This is a genomic window from Nitrosospira sp. NRS527 (assembly GCF_018406445.1).
Lineage (GTDB): Bacteria > Pseudomonadota > Gammaproteobacteria > Burkholderiales > Nitrosomonadaceae > Nitrosospira > Nitrosospira briensis.
In genome coordinates this window covers 1-19,597 of record NZ_AP024515.1, presented here as the reverse complement: position 1 = coordinate 19,597, position 19,597 = coordinate 1, and the positions used below count along the sequence as shown (strand labels likewise).

At 53.0% G+C, this 19,597-nt stretch carries 20 protein-coding genes; 3 read left to right on the top strand and 17 right to left on the bottom strand.

Annotation, left to right across the window (positions count from 1 at the left end; all coding sequences use genetic code 11):
- Window positions 1-47: 47 nt before the first annotated feature.
- The 4 genes from KJS40_RS00100 to KJS40_RS00085 all read right to left on the bottom strand — a co-directional run bounded on the left by KJS40_RS00100 (window position 48) and on the right by KJS40_RS00085 (window position 3,428).
- Window positions 48-410: a hypothetical protein gene (locus tag KJS40_RS00100; protein WP_244859628.1), complete on the bottom strand. Its 363-nt coding sequence runs from the start codon at window positions 408-410 to the stop codon at window positions 48-50.
- Window positions 407-859 carry a recombination regulator RecX gene (recX, locus tag KJS40_RS00095; RefSeq protein ID WP_213538573.1) on the bottom strand — a complete coding sequence of 151 codons (453 nt, stop codon included), beginning with the start codon at window positions 857-859 and terminating at the stop codon, window positions 407-409. The genes KJS40_RS00100 and recX overlap by 4 nt, the downstream gene beginning before the upstream one ends.
- A gap of 34 nt (window positions 860-893) precedes the next feature.
- Complete coding sequence (gene recA, locus KJS40_RS00090) at window positions 894-1,916, bottom strand: recombinase RecA (protein ID WP_213538572.1); 1,023 nt, start codon at window positions 1,914-1,916, stop codon at window positions 894-896.
- A 174-nt stretch (window positions 1,917-2,090) separates the two neighbouring features.
- Entirely contained in the window at window positions 2,091-3,428 is a 1,338-nt protein-coding gene (locus tag KJS40_RS00085; protein WP_213538571.1) for a tetratricopeptide repeat-containing serine protease family protein, read from the bottom strand.
- A gap of 170 nt (window positions 3,429-3,598) precedes the next feature.
- Here KJS40_RS00085 and KJS40_RS00080 point away from each other — a divergent pair, with 170 nt between their 5' ends.
- Window positions 3,599-3,781: a hypothetical protein gene (locus KJS40_RS00080; RefSeq protein ID WP_213538570.1), complete on the top strand. Its 183-nt coding sequence runs from the start codon at window positions 3,599-3,601 to the stop codon at window positions 3,779-3,781.
- Window positions 3,782-3,991: 210 nt separating this feature from the next.
- Here the strand turns inward: KJS40_RS00080 and KJS40_RS00075 are convergent, their stop codons facing one another.
- The 7 genes from KJS40_RS00075 to KJS40_RS00045 all read right to left on the bottom strand — a co-directional run bounded on the left by KJS40_RS00075 (window position 3,992) and on the right by KJS40_RS00045 (window position 9,044).
- Window positions 3,992-4,501 carry a nicotinamide-nucleotide amidohydrolase family protein gene (locus KJS40_RS00075; protein WP_213538569.1) on the bottom strand — a complete coding sequence of 170 codons (510 nt, stop codon included), beginning with the start codon at window positions 4,499-4,501 and terminating at the stop codon, window positions 3,992-3,994.
- A 51-nt stretch (window positions 4,502-4,552) separates the two neighbouring features.
- Complete coding sequence (locus tag KJS40_RS00070) at window positions 4,553-5,182, bottom strand: phosphatidylglycerophosphatase A (protein WP_348529536.1); 630 nt, start codon at window positions 5,180-5,182, stop codon at window positions 4,553-4,555.
- Window positions 5,151-6,131, bottom strand: a complete 981-nt coding sequence (gene thiL / locus KJS40_RS00065; RefSeq protein ID WP_213538568.1) for a thiamine-phosphate kinase — start codon at window positions 6,129-6,131, stop codon at window positions 5,151-5,153. The genes KJS40_RS00070 and thiL overlap by 32 nt, the downstream gene beginning before the upstream one ends.
- A gap of 11 nt (window positions 6,132-6,142) precedes the next feature.
- A complete protein-coding gene (gene nusB, locus KJS40_RS00060; protein WP_213538567.1) occupies window positions 6,143-6,661 on the bottom strand; it encodes a transcription antitermination factor NusB in 519 nt (172 codons plus the stop codon).
- 10 nt (window positions 6,662-6,671) lie between these two features.
- Entirely contained in the window at window positions 6,672-7,154 is a 483-nt protein-coding gene (gene ribH / locus KJS40_RS00055) for a 6,7-dimethyl-8-ribityllumazine synthase (protein ID WP_025041494.1), read from the bottom strand.
- Between the two features lie 150 nt (window positions 7,155-7,304).
- A complete protein-coding gene (ribBA, locus tag KJS40_RS00050; RefSeq protein WP_213538566.1) occupies window positions 7,305-8,435 on the bottom strand; it encodes a bifunctional 3,4-dihydroxy-2-butanone-4-phosphate synthase/GTP cyclohydrolase II in 1,131 nt (376 codons plus the stop codon).
- 18 nt (window positions 8,436-8,453) lie between these two features.
- Window positions 8,454-9,044, bottom strand: coding sequence for a riboflavin synthase (locus tag KJS40_RS00045; protein WP_213538565.1), 591 nt, complete (start codon window positions 9,042-9,044; stop codon window positions 8,454-8,456).
- Window positions 9,045-9,338: 294 nt separating this feature from the next.
- Between KJS40_RS00045 and KJS40_RS00040 the strand changes: the two genes are divergently transcribed.
- The gene (locus KJS40_RS00040; protein ID WP_213538564.1) at window positions 9,339-10,604 is read left to right on the top strand and encodes an ATP-binding protein; all 1,266 of its coding nucleotides are present in this window, start codon (window positions 9,339-9,341) and stop codon (window positions 10,602-10,604) included.
- The gene (locus KJS40_RS00035; RefSeq protein WP_213538563.1) at window positions 10,601-11,161 is read left to right on the top strand and encodes a response regulator transcription factor; all 561 of its coding nucleotides are present in this window, start codon (window positions 10,601-10,603) and stop codon (window positions 11,159-11,161) included. The genes KJS40_RS00040 and KJS40_RS00035 overlap by 4 nt, the downstream gene beginning before the upstream one ends.
- Window positions 11,162-11,190: 29 nt before the next feature.
- Here the strand turns inward: KJS40_RS00035 and ribD are convergent, their stop codons facing one another.
- The 6 genes from ribD to dnaA all read right to left on the bottom strand — a co-directional run bounded on the left by ribD (window position 11,191) and on the right by dnaA (window position 19,597).
- The gene (gene ribD / locus KJS40_RS00030) at window positions 11,191-12,279 is read right to left on the bottom strand and encodes a bifunctional diaminohydroxyphosphoribosylaminopyrimidine deaminase/5-amino-6-(5-phosphoribosylamino)uracil reductase RibD (RefSeq protein WP_213538562.1); all 1,089 of its coding nucleotides are present in this window, start codon (window positions 12,277-12,279) and stop codon (window positions 11,191-11,193) included.
- Window positions 12,280-12,392: 113 nt separating this feature from the next.
- Window positions 12,393-12,872 (bottom strand): transcriptional regulator NrdR, encoded by a 480-nt coding sequence (nrdR, locus tag KJS40_RS00025; protein WP_213538561.1) that lies wholly within the window; start codon window positions 12,870-12,872, stop codon window positions 12,393-12,395.
- Window positions 12,873-12,961: 89 nt separating this feature from the next.
- Complete coding sequence (gene glyA, locus KJS40_RS00020) at window positions 12,962-14,218, bottom strand: serine hydroxymethyltransferase (RefSeq protein WP_213538560.1); 1,257 nt, start codon at window positions 14,216-14,218, stop codon at window positions 12,962-12,964.
- 78 nt (window positions 14,219-14,296) lie between these two features.
- Window positions 14,297-16,723 carry a DNA topoisomerase (ATP-hydrolyzing) subunit B gene (gyrB, locus tag KJS40_RS00015; RefSeq protein ID WP_213538559.1) on the bottom strand — a complete coding sequence of 809 codons (2,427 nt, stop codon included), beginning with the start codon at window positions 16,721-16,723 and terminating at the stop codon, window positions 14,297-14,299.
- A gap of 134 nt (window positions 16,724-16,857) precedes the next feature.
- Complete coding sequence (gene dnaN / locus KJS40_RS00010; protein ID WP_213538558.1) at window positions 16,858-17,967, bottom strand: DNA polymerase III subunit beta; 1,110 nt, start codon at window positions 17,965-17,967, stop codon at window positions 16,858-16,860.
- A 202-nt stretch (window positions 17,968-18,169) separates the two neighbouring features.
- The gene (gene dnaA / locus KJS40_RS00005; protein ID WP_213538557.1) at window positions 18,170-19,597 is read right to left on the bottom strand and encodes a chromosomal replication initiator protein DnaA; all 1,428 of its coding nucleotides are present in this window, start codon (window positions 19,595-19,597) and stop codon (window positions 18,170-18,172) included.

The window sequence follows — 19,597 nt, the reverse complement described above, 5'->3', positions numbered from 1 at the left end:
ATGATGGACGGGCTTCAATCACGCCTATGGCACGCCTACTGACTCGGCTAGTGCCGCGCTATTTCCGTTACCGTCGTTCCCAGCGGTTCGCCATTGATAATTGCAATATTTGCAACCTTTACTCTCACGCTGATTTTTTCATCGACTTTCGGCAGATCGCCTTCGGTCAAAATATCGATTTCTCCGCTGTCATCTTTCAATACATACGACTTCAGATTTAATAACGGAAGCCGCGTAGGCGCTTTTACCACGCCGCGAAGCACGACCTCCTTGCCGTCAAAATTTGCAGGGGAGGCGTTTATTTCGCTGATGGGCGTGGTATTCATGGGATTGCAACCACCCAGCACAACCCCCGCAGTCGCAATTGCCAGAATGATTCGAACCAACCGGTGAGCCAAGCGGTCTGTCAAGCTTCTTCCTTATCAGGATTACGCAATACCTGGCGTATCACTTCCGTTGTAAAACCGCGTCCCGCCAGGAAACGCATCTGCCTGCCGAGTTCTTTTGTGTCGGCAGGCATCACACCAAACTTTTTCCGCCATACCTCGCGTGCGTTATCCTGCTCAGCTTCCTTGATGTTGGGCAACACCGCGGCGATTAAATTCTCTGCAATACCTTTTTCACGCAATTCATGCACTATCCGCTGACTGCCGAATCTACCTCTGCGAATGTGTACCACGTGCTCGACCATGCGAGCCGCAGATAGAAAGCCTCGCTGCTCAAGCGTGTCCAGCATGGAGGAAAGTTCTTCGGGAGTTTGGGCATGGCGAGCGAGCTTTCTTTCCAGCTCCAACCGAGAATGCTCGCGACGGGCCAGATAACCCAGCGCGCGGGTTTTCAGGCTCGGCGCACGCGTCATGACGGCCTCGACGATGCAATAAAATACGCTGCGACTACTCTGCGTTCGCGGTTTCGACAGCCGGGTTGGCGACGCCTACGGCCTCGCGGACCCTCGCTTCTATTTCCATGGCAATGTCGCGGTGTTCTTTCAGGAACTCGCGCGCATTATCCTTGCCCTGGCCTATTTTTTCGCCCTTGTAGGAATACCAGGCCCCGGCCTTTTCGATCAGTTTATGCTGTACGCCCAACTCGACGATTTCGCCTTCACGCGAAATGCCCTCTCCGTAAAGAATATCGAATTCCGCCTGCTTGAATGGCGGCGCAACCTTATTCTTTACCACCTTCACGCGCGTTTCGCTGCCGATTACCTCGTCGCCCTTCTTGATGGAGCCGGTGCGGCGTATATCGAGGCGCACCGACGCGTAGAATTTCAATGCATTGCCGCCGGTTGTGGTTTCGGGACTGCCGAACATGACGCCGATTTTCATGCGTATCTGGTTGATGAAAATTACCATGGTATTGCTGCGCTTGATGTTGGCGGTAAGTTTGCGCAAGGCCTGGGACATCAATCTCGCTTGCAGGCCCATCTGCGGTTCGCCCATTTCCCCCTCTATCTCCGCTCGCGGCGTCAAGGCGGCGACCGAGTCCACCACCACTACATCAACCGAGCCCGAGCGCACCAGCATATCGGCGATTTCCAGCGCCTGTTCGCCATTGTCGGGCTGGGAAATCAATAATTCCTGTACGTTGACACCGATTTTTTGCGCATACTGGGGATCGAGCGCGTGCTCCGCATCGATGAATGCAGCAGTACCCCCCATCTTTTGCATTTGCGCGATGACTTGCAGGGTGAGGGTGGTTTTGCCGGAGGACTCCGGGCCGTAGATTTCGATTACCCGGCCGCGGGGCAGCCCGCCCACGCCCAGCGCGATATCGAGACCGAGCGAACCCGTGGAAATTACCTGGATGTCTCTGGCAACCTCGTTGGCGCCCAGGCGCATGATCGAACCTTTGCCAAACTGCTTCTCGATCTGGGAAAGGGCCGCCGCCAGCGCCTTGCTTCTGTTTTCATCCATGAGGTTTTTCCTTTGTAGGGTAGGGTGAATTATCGCATAGGTGACCTCGGCCGGGAAGCGGGAGGGGAATGACAACGTGTTTGGCCTGCCTGATTTCTACATTTATTCAACGCGATCAAGCTGGAGTATGCGCCGATGGGTTGATTGGAGCAGGTTATTTCGCTTCGGCATTATTCAAGGCAGGATATAAGTGTTGAAATACCGCTCCGCTCTCGTCGGGTCCAGCTTGCGTAGGGTCTGATAAACCTCCCGCATCTTGTCTCGCTCATCCAGGCGCGCATAGGCTACGCCCAGGCTATACCAGGCCTCGGCATTCTCGGGCTGAATGCGCACCGTTTCCCGATAGGCCTCGATCGTCTCGCCATAGAGTTTCATGGCGTCGTAGGTATTACCCAGACTGTACCAGGCGTCGGGATTCGCCGGCTGTATGCTTAGCGCATCCCGATAGGCGTGTACCGCATATGCGTACTGTTTGATGTCGTAGTAGGTATTGCCCAGGTCGTACCAGATCCCGGCATTGTCCGGCTGCATGCGTAGCGCATCCTCATAAGCCTGGATCGCGTTATCGTATTCTTTGAGATTGGCATAGGCAACACCCAGGCTATGCCAGGCGTCGCCATATTCGGTCTCGTTGTGTATGGCTTCTCGATAGGCTTGAATCGCCTGGTTATATTGCTTGAGGTTAGCAAAAGCAGTCCCTACGCTGAACCACGCCGCTGCATTTGCGGGATTGCGCTTGACCTCCTGTCGGGAGAGTTTCAGGAGACCGTGCCAGTCAGCTTTCTTTTCCAGTGCCAAGGCATGGCTAAGCCAGTTTATTCCATTATTTTTTGCTGGTGCCGAGCTGGTCGGCTCCTCCTTTGCCAATTCGCTTATCCAATCCACTGGTAGTGCGAAAGTGAGATGCTGACCTTCTACAAACTGGCGCGAGAGGATCCCAATCAATCGCCCCTGATCGTCGAACAACCCGCCGCCACTGGACGCCGGGGAAACGAGGACAGATATCTCGATGTATTGCGAGCCCTGATACGGTCTCAAACTGGATATCACCCCTTCGCTCAGGATCGGTTCCCGTCCCTCCCGTGCTCCTTGCGTACCGATCGCATAGACGCGCTGGCCGGTTCTGAGCTTTTTAGCTGTACCCAAGACGATGGGCACAGCTTGCATCCGGGACACTCTCAACTGGCAAACATCAAGGTCTGGCCGGGCGTATTGCAGCACGGCCTTGAAGGTGCTGCCGGGTTTTCGCACCTCTCCTTGCTTCCCTTCCTTGACTACCTGGCAAGTGGTTATCACCTCGTCCTCCCCGATCAACACGCCGCTGCCCGGGCCAATGCGATTACCGCCGGCATCAACCATGTCCACGGCAACGACGGAGGGCCACACCCGCAAGAAGATCTGATCAGGGGTCTCTGAGGCATGGGGCGCCTTGGCGGGGGCATTAGCCACGGCAGGGGGCAAAATCATGCCGGACAGGAAGGCTCCAAGCACGACGGGATAGATGAATATCATGACTCTTTTATTTTAATTCAGATCCACCATGGTATATCGCAGTATGCTCAATGCAAATTTTCTCAATAAAAAACAACCGAAGAAGTATCTCGGGAAAATACGTTGCCCCAAATTGATAACCGAACCAGAGAAGGTTATCGACATGGGCAAACGTGAGAAACGGATTTATCTTGAATCGATACGCAGCCGCTATCGTCGGCTGGGCCCGCTGGCAAGTAAATGATACTGGACGCGTTCCGCTCGGTTTGCGTTTCGGCGCAAGTACGCCGTCCAGCGGCCTTCCCACTACTTTTGTCTACAATGTTTTCGGGCTATGGCTTGCAACCGATTTGATGTGCCGCAAGCCCTGGTAGCTGCAATGCCGCCGTGGTTACCGCACTATAAGGTACGCTTCGATACGCTGGATGAGTCAACTGGATCGAAGCTTATGGGGATTTCGCCAACCAGCATCGGCCGCTTACGCAAGCCGGTCGGATGCGACATCCCAGGGGGTTTATGATGTGGGTAACCAGGCTGCGCCACAGCAAAGAGAAGCCTGGAATTGCCATTGAACGATAACCTGTTTACGCGACTTTCGGTGGGATGCTATGTAACAGGTCTATTACACCCTGCAGCGCTCCCGCGACCGATTGGCGTCTTATCTCCTCGCGGTTGCCGCTGAAATATCGAGTTTCGGTGAGTGCCATCCCTTCTTTCATTATCCAGGCAAAACATACCGTTCCTACCGGTTTTTCCGGTGTGCCACCCTCGGGACCGGCAATGCCGGTAATGGACACCGCGACCTGGGCGTGGCTTCGCGCAATCGCACCCGCCGCCATTTCGGATGCGGCCTGCTCCGATACCTCGCCATATTGCTCGAGAGTCAAATCACTCACACCCAGCATTTCATGTTTTGAGCGGACAGCATAGGTGATAAAGCCGCGCTCATACCAGGCTGAACTTCCGGCTATCGATGTGATGACCTGGCCCAGCCATCCTCCGGTACACGATTCGGCTGTCGCCAGCAGTAACTCCTCCTGGGCTAGCGCTATCCCTGCTTGTCTGACGAGATCCTGAAGTACCATGTCATCCATGTCATCAACCCCTTCCGAATTTACTCCTTGCAATGATCCGTATCAGATGGCCTATATGACAAACGCTTTCCATGCGGCGAGGCAAAGCAGTGTCAGGAACGCAGCCAGCAAGTCATCGAACATCACGCCGAAGCCGCCGCGCAATGTTCTATCGTAATATCGGATCGGCGGCGGCTTGATTATATCGAACAAACGAAAAAGCAGAAATGCGGATGCCTGCCATCGCAGGTCATGGGGCGTAAAAAGCAGTATCAGCAGAAAAGCGGTTATCTCGTCCCAGACCATGCCCCCATGATCGTGATTACCGAGTGCCTTTCCGGTAACGCTGCACGCCCAGATGCCAATGATAAATAAGGCAACGATCAGCAGGAGAAATTCAACTGGATCGAGGAAGAGAGCCAAAATCCAGAACAAGGGGAATGCAACCAGCGTTCCCACCGTGCCGGGCGCAACCGGGCTCAAGCCGGCGCCGCCGCCAAATGCGATGAAATGCGCAGTATGGCGCCGCACAAAATCCTTATTGGGACGCGGCAGGGTAGGTTCGGATTGCGCTAAAAGCTCGGCTTCAGATTTCGAGGTTGGTTCGATCTCCGGCTCAGGCGCTGGCCGACCATCGATTTGGCCACCTATCCGCTTATCATCGCCGTTGTCAGAGTGACTGCTCGACATGGAAGTGGTCATACCCTTTCACCTCGACCTTGACTGCCCCGCCTGCCGCATCCAGCACGACTAGGCCCGCGCCTTCGCCGATTCTGCCGATGCGGGTGAGTTGAACCCCCTCTTCGCGGGAAAGCATTTCGATTTTTGCACGCGCAGTCCGGGGGGCGGTAAAACAGAGTTCGTAATCATCGCCGCCAGCCAGCAAACACTTCTTGGCCAATGGATGAGGGAGGCGTTTTTTGATTGATGCCGAGCAATTTATCTCATCCATGTGAATGATAGCCGCGACGTTTGAATTTTGCAGAATATGCCCCAGATCAGCCAACAACCCGTCGGAAATATCGATGGCGCTGTGGGCAAGACCGATCAGTCGCTGCCCCAGGGCGACACGGGGCGTGGGGCTGTGCAGCGCGGAAAGACACCCGTTGAGTTCGCCGGCTTCAAGCGTGATGCGTTGTTGCTGGTGAGCGAGCCCCAGCGCGGCATCTCCCAGATGGCCCGATACCCAGATATCGTCGTCCGGCCTGGCACCGCTGCGACGCAATGCTTTTCCTTTGGCCACTTCACCCATGATGGTAACGCAGATATTGAGCGGTCCCTTTGTGGTATCGCCACCGATAAGCTCTACCTGATGCGTGCGGGCAAGCCTGAAAAATCCACTGGAGAATGCTTGCAGCCATTCCTCATCCTCCGCTGTTTTTTCGGGAAGTGCCAGTGAAAGGGTGGCCCAGCGCGGCATTGCCCCCATCGCTGCCATGTCTGAAAGATTCACTGCCAACGATTTGTGGCCCAACTTGCATGGATCGGCATTCGCAAAAAAATGCTGGCCAGATACCAGCATATCGGTGGAAACCGCCAGCTCCATCTCTGCCGCCGGCTTGATGAGTGCCGCGTCGTCGCCTATCCCCAACACCGCGCTGGGTGCCGGACGGGAAAAGTACCGCTGGATGATTTCGAATTCGGAATGCACTTTCAAGGAGATCAGGCCCTTGCATTGACCTCGGCCGCACGGAGCTTGGCTGCCAATTTATCCAATACACCGTTCACATATCTATGTCCATCGGTGCCGCCGTAGCTTTTCGCGAGCTCCACCGCTTCATTGATGACTGCTCGATAGGGTATTTCAGGATGACTTTCCAGTTCGTGGGTACCGAGGAGCAGTATGGCAATCTCCACTGGACTGAGTTCCTTGAAAGGCCGGTCGAGATAAGGCTGAATATGCTTCTCCAGTTCCGCGGCATTCGCCAGAACGCCTCGCAGCAAACCTGAAAAATATTTCCCATCTGTCCTTGGAAATTCCTTGGTCTCGCGCAGTTGTGTTTCGATGGCCTCAAGGGTTCCACCCGCCACGCACCATTGATAAAGTCCTTGCAAAGCCAGTTCACGGGCTAGCCGGCGCCGGGTTTTCCGACCCGGCCTGATTGTGGTTGCTCCCGAATCTCCCGCAGACTGTTCTGACGACGGGGTTGTCTGTTTGGCGACCGGTTTTGTCTGTGTCATTGGATAATGCTTATTGGGTCACTTCGTCGAGGTCTCGCATTAGATTAGCCATCTCTATCGCGACCAAGGCTGCCTCGGTTCCTTTATGGCTCATGCGCGCCAATGCCTGGTCATCGGTATCGGTGGTGAGGATGCCGTTGGCGATAGGGATGCCGGTGTCCAATTGCACCGCGGCCACGCCGCTGGTGGATTGATTGGATACGACCTCGAAATGATAGGTATCGCCGCGTATCACCGCGCCCAATGCTATCAGCGCATCAAACTGGTCGGTCAAAGCCATCTTTTGCAGCGCCATAGGAATTTCCAGCGCGCCGGGAACCGTCACCAGCAGCATGCCCGATTCCTCCACGCCTCGCTTCACCAGCTCCGCAGTGCAAGCACTAAGCAATCCGTCGCTCACATCGATGTTAAAACGACTCATAACGATGCCGATACGTAACTCTCCGCCGTTAAGATCGGGCTCAAGTTCAAGAATGTTTTCGTAACGTGCCATGTTTTACTCCTTTAAACAAATCTGACGGCAACAGATAAAACGTGCCAACCGGTCATTAAACAATCGGCCACCAAGCGCATTCACCCGAATTTTCCCAGCTGCTCCCGATATCCTTTGACAATATTTCCCGACCCGTGCCGATGCATTGCGCTAGTTCGACTTTAGCGGCTTGGTAACCGGCTTTTTTTCCTCCGGCTCCAGATATCCGGTTACTTCGAGTCCAAAACCCGCCATGCTCGGCATTTTTCGCGGGACGGCCAGCAACCGCATCTTGCCCACACCAAGATCCTTGAGTATCTGTGCGCCAATACCATAATCGCGCAAGTCTGTCCTGGCGGCAACGCAATGTGTGGATTTTGCCGGCATCACGCGTTCCATCAGCTCAGCCGCGCTTTCCCTGCAATGCAGCAGGACGATCACGCCGCTACTCGCGCCCGCGATTACCTGAAGCGTATCATTTACGTTCCAGGAATGTGTCTCGTCACTGATATCGAGCAGATCCATGACGGAAAGCGGCTCATGCACTCGCACCAGCGTTTCAGTAACGGGATCGATCGTGCCTTTCACTAACGCCAGATGGGTGGCGTTAACCGTTTTATCGAGATAGGCAACGAGGCGGAATTCACCGTGAACCGTCCGGATGGGGCGCTCGGCCACGCGCTTGACAAGACTTTCGGTACGACTGCGGTAATGAATGAGGTCTGCGATCGCGCCAATTTTGAGCTGATGCTTTGCGGCAAATTCGACCAGATCCGGCAGACGCGCCATACTGCCATCGTCCTTCAGGATTTCGCAGATTACGGAGGCGGAACTCAACCCCGCCAAATTTGCCAGGTCACAGCCGGCCTCGGTGTGGCCGGCACGCACGAGCACTCCCCCGGTTTGCGCCATCAACGGAAAAATATGCCCTGGCTGGACAATATCATCGGGCTTCGCATCCGGATTTACCGCCGCCTGCACAGTACGTGCGCGATCGCCCGCTGAAATACCGGTGGTAACGCCGCTGGCCGCCTCGATGGAAACCGTGAAATTCGTACCCAGCGGCGAGCGATTGGCCACCACCATCAGCGGTAGATTCAGTTTGCGGCAGCGCTCCTCGGTCAGCGTCAGGCAGATCAGGCCCCGCCCATGCGTCGCCATGAAATTGATCGCTGCCGGGGTGACGAAATCGGCGGCCAGGATCAGGTCTCCTTCATTTTCCCGGTTTTCCTCATCCACGAGGATTACCATCTTGCCGGCCTTGATGTCGGCAATTATTTCCTGAATCGAGCTGATTATCATGTCAAATTTCAGTCATTCTTATGCAATTCCCATCAATCGCTCTACGTATCGCGCCAACATATCCACTTCCAGGTTTACTTTCGCGCCCATCTTCAGATTCTTCAATGTCGTAACGGCCAGGGTGTGAGGGATGAGATTGATCTCCAGCTCGTTTCCCGCTATCCGGTTCACCGTCAGGCTGACGCCGTTCACACAGATTGAACCCTTTCTGGCAATATACTTTAATAATGCATCCGGCGCCTTGATCACCAGGGTATAACTTTCGCCTGCGGGCTCCAGCTTGATGACTTCGCCGCTTGCGTCCACGTGGCCGCTCACCAGATGGCCGTCAAGCCTGTCGGACAATAATAGCGCCCTTTCGAGGTTGACTTGCTCGCCAGGCTTATCCAGGCCTTCGGTACAATCCAATGTCTCGCGTGAGACATCTACAGAAAACATGTCGTTTGCTACACTGGTAACGGTAAGGCATACACCATTTACTGCAATGCTATCCCCCGTTTCCACATCTTCCAGGTTCAGCATGCCTGGCGCAATACTCAAGCTTATGCCCCCCTGCAGGGAACGGACTTGCTTTATCTCGCCGACGGCTTCGACAATTCCGGTGAACATCAAGCGCTCTCCGCTCTTGAATACAATAATCTCATTGCCTGCATCTGCTCATATGAGGTGTGCGGCAATTTGCCGCATGGTCGTGGGTGGCAATATACGCTAATGTTCGGGGTATCCAGAACAAATCATGCCTGAAGCGCCCGGTTGGCAACCCAGCTGATAAAATAAGCATGAACAGACACACGGCTATGCGCGTAGCCGTAGCCTGACCTACGGTGCAAACCGGGAGTTCCCCTGTTGTTCCTGTGAAACTACATCATACACAAAGACACCGCACACAGACCAGCAACAGAAATGTTCAGTGATCTCAGCCAGTCGCCCTTAAGCAAGAATTTGCAGCGCTTGTTCCTGCTCAGGAATATCGTGATTGCCGCGCAGTGCACGACTTTTGCCCTGGCGTACTGGGTGCTGAACATGCAGTTGCCCTGGGCGGAAATGGTGGCGGTAACGGTGATGCTGGCCGTATTGAATCTGGCGACATGGATACGCCTGCGCCGCAAATGGCCGGTCTCGAGCATCGAATTTTTCGCTCAGCTGCTGGTTGACGTTTTTGCATTGAGCGCACTGCTGTATTTCAGCGGCGGGTCGACCAACCCGTTTATATCGCTGTATCTCCTGCCGCTGACGATAGCCGCCGCCGCGCTGCCTTGGGCCTACACGTGGGTGATGGCTGCCGTTACAATAAGCTGCTATACGCTGATGCTATTTTATTACCTGCCGCTGCCGCATGATCATGAGGAACACAACAGCGAATTTAATCTGCATGTGTCGGGCATGTGGTTGGCCTTCGTGTTAAGTACCATGTTGATCGCCTGGTTTGTTGTCAAGATGGGCATATCCATTCGCGAGCGCGACAAGGATCTGGCACTGGCACGCGAACAGGCGCTGCGTAACGAACAGATCATTGCATTGGGCACGCTGGCGGCCGGCGCCGCACATGAGCTCGGTACGCCGCTGGCGACGATGGCGGTTGTCACCGGGGAACTGCAGGACGAATATAAAGAGAACCGTGAATTTCAAGACAATATCAGGATACTGCGCGATCAGATCACCCAGTGTAAACATACGCTGACACAATTATTGGCCGATGCCGGACAAGCACGGGCCGAGGAGGGCAGCGGCCAGGCTGTCGATTCCTTTTTGCGACAAGTGCTGGACAAATGGCAATTGATGCGACCTTCCGTCCAATTTACTTATCATGACAGTGGCGTACAGCCTGCTCCACAGATACTCAATACGCAATTGCTGAGCCAGTCGATTTTAAATCTGTTGAACAACGCGGCGGATGCGTCCCTGAAGCATATCGAGATCGAAGTCAGCTGGAATTACCAGGAACTGCATCTTCAGATTCTCGATTATGGTGACGGATTAACCGGGGAAGCCGTACAGCGCGCAGGCCAGCCTTTCTTTACGAGCAAAGCCTCGGGGCAGGGTTTCGGGATAGGTTTATTTCTGGCAAATGCGAATATCGAGCGGTTTGGCGGCAGGGTACGCCTGACCAATCGGGTAGGCGGCGCCTGTACTCAAGTTACATTACCCCTGATACGGCAATCGATATGACAACGTTATCAACAGCGGAAGTGGATGATCGCCCGGCGTTACTCATTGTCGACGACGACTTGACTTTTTGTACGGTACTTGCGAACGCAATGACTAAACGCGGATTCAACGTTACGTGTGCGCATACCGTCGAGCAGGCCCTGGAGTGCGTCGAAGCATGTACCCCTGAGTATGCCGTTATTGATCTAAGGCTGCCCGGCACTTCAGGATTGACTTTGGTTGAAAAATTGAATGCGCTCGATCCGGGTACCCGAATTGTCATGTTGACCGGTTATGCCAGCATTGCCACCGCAGTGGAAGCAATCAAACTCGGGGCAATGCATTATCTTGCCAAACCGGTCGACGTCAATGAAATCATGATGGCGTTCGAGCGCACTACAGGCGACGCGGATGTGCAGATCAGTGCGCATCCGTTATCCGTCGGCCGCCTGGAGTGGGAGTATATTCAGCGTGTGTTAAATGAGAATAAAGGTAATGTTTCCGTAACAGCAAGAGCACTGAATATGCATCGGCGCACCTTGCAACGGAAGCTCACCAAGAACCCCGCTAAAGCATAAGGCATGGTACGAATGGGTTCTCAAGCGATTTATGAAAAACCGCAGGTGAGCCGTATGTCCGTCCCCACCATCCGCACATCATTTATCTTGAGTGCGCGCTTATCCGCAAGATTTGCCAGTTCGGGTAATTTCATCATGCCGCGCGCCGCATCACCTATCAGACACGGCGCGAGATAAATTATCAGCTCATCCACCAGCCCCGCGTTGATGAGAGAGCCATTCAGTTTGAAACCCGCCTCGATCAGCACTTCGTTTATTTCAAAGTCGGCAAGCTGCTGCATCATACCAGCGAGATCAACACCGCCATTTTCTCCCGGCAATACGATGACACGAGCCCCCACCTCACGCAACGCCAGGATTTTTCCCTCGCTGGCGGTCGCGGTAAAAATCAGTTCTCCGCCGCCGCGCAACAGCCCGGCATCTACCGGAATATCGAGTCGGCTATCGACTACCACTCCCAACGGCTGCCTGGATGTGTTTACGTGACGTACGGTGAGCTGCGGATCGTCCGCCAGGACCGTGCCAATGCCGGTGAGAACCGCGCAAGAGCGGGCACGAAGACGATGCCCGTCGCGACGCGCCGCTTCGCCGGTTATCCATTGACTAGTACCATTGTTGAGCGCGGTTTTGCCGTCGAGGCTCGCAGCAATTTTCATCCTGATCCAGGGACGCTTGCGCGCCATGCGCGAGATAAAACCGATATTGAGCGCCCTTGCTTCCGCTTCCATCAGCCCGGATTGCACCTCTATCCCTGCCGCTTGCAGGGATGCACAGCCTCTGCCTGATACCAGGGGATTCGGATCTTCCATGGCTATTATCAGTTTTGCAATGCCCGCCTTGATCAATGCTTCGGTGCAAGGGGGAGTTCGTCCGTGATGACTGCAGGGCTCCAGCGTGAGATAAGCGATCGCGCCTTGTGCTGCACCGGTAGCGGCAGCGGCGAGCGCATTTATCTCGGCGTGATGCCCGCCTGCACGTTCATGCCAGCCGCTGCCAATGACCTGGCCGTCGCGCACCAGCACACAACCCACGCGGGGATTAGGGCTTGTGCTATAGAGTCCTTTTTCGGCAAGCCGCAAAGCCTGGGCCATAAAGCTGTAATCGGTTGACGAAAACATAGGAGGCCCATCATTTCAATTGATCGAAATTGCGGAATAGGTTTACGGCTTCGGTGCGATTATTGCTTTGTTCCGGGAAGATACGAAGAAATGATGGATTCGCGAAGTTACCATCAGGATTTTTTCTCTTCTCTCTTCTTCTGCGGTTTTTGCAGCTCTTTGATCGCATTGTGAAAATCATCTGCATCCTGGAAACTTCTGTAAACCGATGCAAAGCGGATATAAGCGACTTTGTCCAGCTTGTAGAGTTCCTCCATCACCATCTCGCCAATCCTGCGCGTGGGGATCTCGCGTTCGCCCAGGTTTAAAAGTTTTTGCACAATGCGATCCATCGCTCCGTCCACATCCGCGGTCGGGACCGGGCGCTTGTGTAAAGCTCGCACGAAGCTCGTCAGCAATTTTTTGCGATCGAACTCAGCGCGATTACCGTCCTGTTTTACCACTTGAGGTAAACGCAATTCCACCGTTTCGTAAGTGGTAAAACGTTTGTCGCAGGTGAGACAACGGCGACGACGACGTATCCTGTCGCCTTCCTCGCTGACGCGGGAATCTATCACGCTTGTGTCATCTGCGTTGCAAAACGGGCATTTCATGACACAAATTCAGAGAGTGAATAGATACGACCCACCGACCGAAGGTGCTCAGCGGACATGGGTCGATATAATGCGTGCATGTAACGCAATCAGCAGTTTGTTCCGTATACCGGGAATTTTGCACAGAGTGCTTTTGCCTGTTCCGCCACTTGCGAAATCACCGCGACATCCGTAGGCGCGTCCAGCACATCGGCGATCAGGTTTGCCAATTGTTCCGCTTCTATTTCCGTAAAACCGCGCGTGGTGATCGCAGGCGAACCAATACGGATTCCGCTGGTGACAAAAGGTTTCTGCGGATCGTTGGGAATGGCATTCTTGTTGACGGTAATGTGCGCCCGCTCCAAAGATTCCGCCGCCAGCTTGCCTGTAATATACTTGGCACGAAGGTCCACCAGAAACATGTGGCAGTCAGTGCGTCCCGATACAATGCGCAGTCCGCGCTCCTGCAACACCTTGGCCATTACGCGCGCGTTGTCGATCACCTGTTCCTGGTAATCCTTGAACTCTTTACTCGCGGCTTCTTTAAACGCTACCGCCTTGGCCGCAATCACGTGCATTAACGGCCCCCCTTGGGTCTGGGGAAAAATTGCGGAATTCAGCGCTTTCTCGTGCTCTGGCCTAGCCAGGATCACGCCGCCGCGCGGCCCGCGTAACGTCTTGTGCGTAGTGCTGGTGACAAAATCGGCAATACCGACGGGATTAGGATAAAACCCTGCCGCCACCAACCCGGCGTAGTGAGCCATGTCTACGAACAGGTAAGCGCCTACTTCATCAGCAATTTTACGAAAGCGTTTCCAATCTATAACCAGCGCATAGGCGGAAGCCCCCGCTACAATCATTTTGGGCTTGTGTTCGTGCGCCAGGCGGGCCACCTCGTCGTAATCGAGCTCTTCGGTTTTAGGATCGAGTCCGTATGAAACAGCGTTGAATATTTTTCCGCTGAGGTTGACTGAGGCGCCATGCGTCAAATGACCGCCATGGGCGAGCGACATGCCGAGCAGCGTATCCCCGGGCTTCAATGCCGTTAAATATACCGCGGCATTGGCTTGTGAACCGGAATGCGGCTGAACGTTGACGTACTCCGCACCAAACAATGCTTTCAGCCGGTCTATCGCAAGCTGCTCCACAACATCTACATATTCACAGCCGCCGTAGTACCGCTTGCCGGGATAACCTTCAGCATATTTATTCGTCAGCACCGATCCCTGCGCTTGCATCACTGCAGGGCTGGCATAATTTTCCGAGGCGATCAACTCGATATATTCTTCCTGGCGTTGTACTTCACCTTTTATTGCTTGCCAGAGATCGGGGTCGACCTTTTCCAGGGTCAGTTTCGGGGACAGCATGTCAATTAAGTCCTTGATATTATTTTAATAAAAGATAGATAGATAATTATCTTGCCAAATTTTCCATCGTTATTACGACTATACGTCGAGATTTCTTACTCCCAATGCATTGTTTTCGATGAATGCACGCCGCGGCTCGACCACGTCACCCATCAGGGTGGTGAAAATTTCGTCGGCAGCGATGCTATCCTCGATCTGGGCACGCAACAACCGGCGACTTGCGGGATCCATGGTGGTTTCCCATAGCTGTGCCGGGTTCATTTCACCCAAGCCCTTGTAGCGCTGGGTGCCAATGCCCTTTTTTACCTCCTGCAGCAGCCAGTCAAGCGCTTGTTTGAAATTACTTACCGCTCGTTTTTGTTCACCGCGTCTGACGTAGGCCGTTGGTCCCATCAATCCATCGAGCGCTTCAGCGGTTTGCTTGATTTGAGCATAGTCGCCGCTCTGCAGAAATTCCTGATCGAGGTAGGTGGTGCGAACATTGCCGTGATGCATGCGGGAAATTTGCAACCGAAACTCTTCGGTGGCTGCATCGTATTCCGGTGTAATTTTTACCCTGGAAACATGCGCTGCGAGCCTGGCCGCGCTTTCAGCAGCGAGGCGCTCGCTGCTTAAGTCGATATCGGGATGCAGGAACAACGTATGCATTACTTCGCTGTCGATAAGGCGGCTCATGCGCTCGATCACGGCTTCGGCCAGCAGATATTCATTGGCGATCTTTTCCAGCGTCTCTCCGGTGAGAGGCGGTTGATCTTCCTGGTTATGCAATTCGGCTCCGTCTAGCGCCAGACCCAACAGGTATTGTTTGAGTTCGTGGTCGTCCTTGACGTAGCGTTCCTGCTTGCCGTGCTTGATCTTGTACAACGGCGGCTGGGCAATGAATATATGGCCACGCTCGATCAATTCCGGCATTTGCCGATAAAAAAAAGTAAGCAGCAGGGTGCGGATGTGCGACCCATCCACGTCCGCATCGGTCATGATAATGATGCGGTGGTAACGCAATTTGTCGGGATTGTATTCGTCCTTGCCGATTCCGGTGCCAAGCGCAGTAATGAGAGATGCGATTTCCTGCGACGAAATCAACTTGTCGAAACGGGCTCTTTCGACATTCAGGATTTTTCCCTTCAACGGCAGGATCGCCTGAAATTTGCGGTCGCGCCCCTGCTTCGCCGAGCCGCCTGCGGAATCCCCTTCGACCAGATACAGCTCAGAGAGCGCGGGGTTTTTTTCCTGGCAGTCGGCAAGCTTTCCGGGCAACCCCATGCCGTCCAGTACGCCTTTACGCCGAGTCAATTCACGCGCTTTTCGCGCTGCTTCGCGCGCCCGCGCCGCATCGATGATTTTGCCGCAGATCGTCTTGGCATCCAGCGGTTGCTCCAAAAGGAACTCCGCCAATTTTTGCGATACGATTTCCTCCACCGCGGGGCGCACTTCCGAGGAGACGAGTTTTTCCTTGGTTTGCGAGGAAAATTTGGGCTCGAATAACTTCACGGACAAAACGCAGGACAGTCCCTCGCGCATATCGTCGCCGGAAGTTTCAATTTTGGCTTTTTTTGCCACCTCGTTTTTTTCGATATAGCTATTGAGCGTGCGTGTCATGGCGGCACGTAACCCGGTGAGGTGAGTGCCTCCATCCTTTTGGGGAATATTATTGGTAAAGCATAATACCTGTTCGGTATAGCTATCGTTCCACTGCATCGAGACTTCAACCATGATGTTGTCTTTTTCGCCTGAAGCGTAAAAAATATTCGGATGAAGAACCGACTTGGTGCGGTTGACATACTCGACGAAACTTCTTACGCCTCCAACGAAAGCGAAAATTTCTTCCTTGGCGTTGCGCTGATCGACCAGATGAATTTTAACGCCGTTGTTGAGGAAGGAAAGTTCGCGCAGACGCTTTGCAAATATATCATAGTGATATTCAATATCACCGAAGATTTCCTTGCTTGCCAGGAAGTGTACTTCCGTACCCCGGCGTTCCGTCTTGCCGGTGACCACCAGCGGCCCCACGGGAACACCCATGCGAAACTCGATCTGATGAACCTGCCCGTTTCGGCGGATAGTGAGGCGCAACCATTCCGATAAGGCATTGACCACGGAAACGCCAACGCCATGCAGTCCCCCTGATACTTTATACGAATTGTCGTCGAACTTGCCGCCGGCATGCAGTTCAGTCATGACGATTTCGGCGGCTGAGCGTTTCAATTCGTCATCGTGCTTGATACCGGTAGGAATACCCCGGCCATTGTCCTGTACGGTCAGTGAATTATCGGGATGAATAATCACGGAGATTTCGTCACAATGACCCGCTAGCGCTTCGTCAATGGCGTTATCCAGCACTTCGAAGACCATATGATGCAAGCCGGTGCCGTCACTCGTATCGCCTATGTACATGCCTGGCCGCTTGCGCACGGCATCAAGCCCCTTCAGGATTTTGATGCTGTCCGAACCATAGGCGGTCGAACTTTCATTTTTTTGCTGTCGAGTGCGGTTTTTGTCGTTCATTTTCCTGTTCCTTCAGTTGTCTTCAGTTTCACGTGAAACGTGGGCCGGCTTCCATTCCACCGGTCCGGCAAGAATACCTCCGCAAAACTGGTTTTAAATAGCGGGTCGGCGCAATTGAGGGGTTGCTCTGTCGTTCATATCCGCATCGGCATCACGACATACTTGAAATCATTGTTGCCGGGGATGGAAATAAGCGCACTACTGTTGGCGTCGCCAAATGCGCATCGTACCGTCTCGCAATTCAGATGGTTCAATACATCGAGAAGATAGGTGATATTGAAGCCTATATCCAGCGCTTCGCCTTCATACTGAAGCTCCAGCTCTTCCTGCGCTTCTTCCTGTTCACTGTTATTACACACAATACGAAGATTACCCGATGTCAATATCAGGCGGACGCCGCGAAATTTTTCATTGGATAAAATCGATGCACGCTGCAGCGTCTGCAGGAGCAACAGTCGATTTATATCAAACTGTTTCTCGTAGCCTTCCGGGATAACACGGTTGTAGTCGGGAAATTTGCCATCCACAACTTTGGATACCAGCATCACATTTGAAAAGGTGAAACGGACCTGATTTTGCAGGAATTCCACTGTGACAGGCTCATCAACGTCATTCAACAGCCTGGAAAGCTCCAGCACCACCTTGCGCGGCAGGATGACTTCTTTTTTTTCCTGAGGCGCTGCCAGCAACATCAAGGCAAATGCCAGGCGGTGACCATCGGTAGCGACAACCTTCAGATAATTGTCCTCCATCAGTAAAAGGAGGCCGTTCAAATAGTAACGGATGTCCTGCTGCGCCATCGCATATTGAACCATGGACAGGATATGTTTCAGCTCTTTCTGCTGAATTGTTATTTTTGCCTGAGGTTCCGTACTTTCTGGAAATTTAGGGAAATCCTCGACAGGCAGGGTTTGTAAATTAAAACGGCTTTTCCCCGCTTTGGCATGAAGCCTGTTCTCACCGGTTTCCAGCGTTACTTGAACCTTATCTGGAAGGGCACGCAATATGTCCTGAAGTTTTTTCGCCGGTACCGTAACCGAGCGTTCTTCACCTGCCGGATTAACGTCTTCTACAGAGGTGGTTATCTGAATTTCCAGATCAGTTGCAATAAACGAAATTTTCTCCTGTTTTCGCTCTATCAGCACGTTGGAAAGTATCGGCAACGTATGGCGACGCTCGACAATACCAGTAACCGTTTGCAACGGTTTAAGCAAAGTATCCCGATCTGTTTCTATTAGTTTCATTGTATTAAAAACCTAAATAATAGTTAATAAAAGCGGGGTAAGTCCGGTATTAATAAAAAAAATGAAATTGCATCAACCGGTTACCCTTTATTTTTTTCCGGTATCAAGCCGGTATGGTCTGTGGGTAGTTTGTGGATAGAATTGCAAGCTCGCAAAAAAAACGAGTTATCCCCAAATCATCCTTTTATTGCCCTCGCTGTTATCAACCGCGCAGAATGTGCAGCAACGCATTAAAGTCTCGATTGATCGCTGGGTCCGATGCGCGTAATTCGGCAATTTTCCGATATCCGTGCAGTACGGTGGTGTGATCCCTGCCACCAAAGGCTTCACCTATATCAGGCAGGCTCAGCGGGGTCAGTTCCTTGGCCATGGCCATGGCCATTTGTCGTGGTCTCGCAACGATGCGTGAACGTTTTTTTGAATACATTTCAGCCACTTTGATTTTATAGTAGTCCGCAACCGTCTTCTGTATATTTTCAATGGAAATTTGACGATTCTGTACCGCTAGCAGATCTTTCAATGCTTCTCTCGCCAAGTCCAGCGATAACGAATGGCCGGTAAAACGGGAGTAAGCCAGGACTCGTTTCAATGCGCCTTCGAGTTCACGCACATTGGAACGGATATGCTTGGCTATGAAAAAAGCGACGTTTTCATCCAGAACGATGTTTTCCATCAACGCTTTTTTTAGCAGGATGGCGACACGCATCTCCAGCTCCGGCGGCTCGACCGCCACTGTCAAGCCCCATCCAAAACGGGAAATCAATCGTTCCTCCATACCCGAAATTTCTTTTGGGTATGAGTCGCAGGTGATGATTACCTGTCTATGTGCTTCGATCAGCGCATTGAACGCATAGAAAAATTCTTCTTGCGTACGGTTCTTGCCACCGAAAAACTGGATGTCGTCTATTAGCAGTACATCAAGGGAATGGTAGTATCGTTTGAAATCATCAAAGGCTTTATGTTGGTAAGCCCTTACTACATCGGAAACATACTGTTCTGAATGAATGTACCTGACCTTGGCCGTGCTGTTGTGTTCCAGTACAAAATTACCGATAGCCTGGATCAGGTGCGTTTTTCCCAGCCCGACGCCACCGTAGATAAAAAATGGGTTGTAAGCGGTGCCTGGACGTTCTGCAACCTGAATGGCACCCGCGCGCGCCAGTTGATTTGCTTTTCCGGTAACGAAATTATTGAAGGTGAATGATGGATTCAAACGGCTCGGATTTTTTTCACGTTTTTCTCTTGCATCCATGGCAAATTTTTGCACCGACACCACAGGTACGCCAAACGCGGCAGAATTTGAAGATGGCGTTGCAGACGGCAACGCCGCATCAGTATTTTCAACAGCCCGAACAGTTGTTTTTACCGAAATCGGGTCAGCAAGCTTCAATTGAAAACGAATAGCTTGAGGAAAATGCAGTCCCGCCATTTGTTCGATGCGGGACAGGAAATTGTCCTTGACCCATTGCATGACGAAGCGGTTGGGAGCGATGACGACGGCGGTTGACTCGTGAGTATTATGCGATACCTCCAGGCGCAACGGCTTGATCCAGGTATTGAATTGCTGGGCACTCAGCTCTTTCTCAAAATGTTCAAGACAGGAAAGCCAAAAGGTATCCATTGCAGGCAT

Coding starts and splice junctions, on each gene's coding strand:
- recX (WP_213538573.1), bottom strand. CDS start 859: ATGACGCGTGCGCCGAGCCTGAAAACCCGCGCGCTGGGTTATCTGGCC.
- recA (WP_213538572.1), bottom strand. CDS start 1,916: ATGGATGAAAACAGAAGCAAGGCGCTGGCGGCGGCCCTTTCCCAGATC.
- KJS40_RS00085 (WP_213538571.1), bottom strand. CDS start 3,428: ATGATATTCATCTATCCCGTCGTGCTTGGAGCCTTCCTGTCCGGCATG.
- KJS40_RS00075 (WP_213538569.1), bottom strand. CDS start 4,501: ATGGATGACATGGTACTTCAGGATCTCGTCAGACAAGCAGGGATAGCG.
- KJS40_RS00070 (WP_348529536.1), bottom strand. CDS start 5,182: ATGACCACTTCCATGTCGAGCAGTCACTCTGACAACGGCGATGATAAG.
- nusB (WP_213538567.1), bottom strand. CDS start 6,661: ATGACACAGACAAAACCGGTCGCCAAACAGACAACCCCGTCGTCAGAA.
- ribH (WP_025041494.1), bottom strand. CDS start 7,154: ATGGCACGTTACGAAAACATTCTTGAACTTGAGCCCGATCTTAACGGC.
- ribBA (WP_213538566.1), bottom strand. CDS start 8,435: ATGATAATCAGCTCGATTCAGGAAATAATTGCCGACATCAAGGCCGGC.
- KJS40_RS00045 (WP_213538565.1), bottom strand. CDS start 9,044: ATGTTCACCGGAATTGTCGAAGCCGTCGGCGAGATAAAGCAAGTCCGT.
- KJS40_RS00040 (WP_213538564.1), top strand. CDS start 9,339: ATGTTCAGTGATCTCAGCCAGTCGCCCTTAAGCAAGAATTTGCAGCGC.
- KJS40_RS00035 (WP_213538563.1), top strand. CDS start 10,601: ATGACAACGTTATCAACAGCGGAAGTGGATGATCGCCCGGCGTTACTC.
- ribD (WP_213538562.1), bottom strand. CDS start 12,279: ATGTTTTCGTCAACCGATTACAGCTTTATGGCCCAGGCTTTGCGGCTT.
- nrdR (WP_213538561.1), bottom strand. CDS start 12,872: ATGAAATGCCCGTTTTGCAACGCAGATGACACAAGCGTGATAGATTCC.
- glyA (WP_213538560.1), bottom strand. CDS start 14,218: ATGCTGTCCCCGAAACTGACCCTGGAAAAGGTCGACCCCGATCTCTGG.
- gyrB (WP_213538559.1), bottom strand. CDS start 16,723: ATGAACGACAAAAACCGCACTCGACAGCAAAAAAATGAAAGTTCGACC.
- dnaN (WP_213538558.1), bottom strand. CDS start 17,967: ATGAAACTAATAGAAACAGATCGGGATACTTTGCTTAAACCGTTGCAA.
- dnaA (WP_213538557.1), bottom strand. CDS start 19,597: ATGCCTGCAATGGATACCTTTTGGCTTTCCTGTCTTGAACATTTTGAG.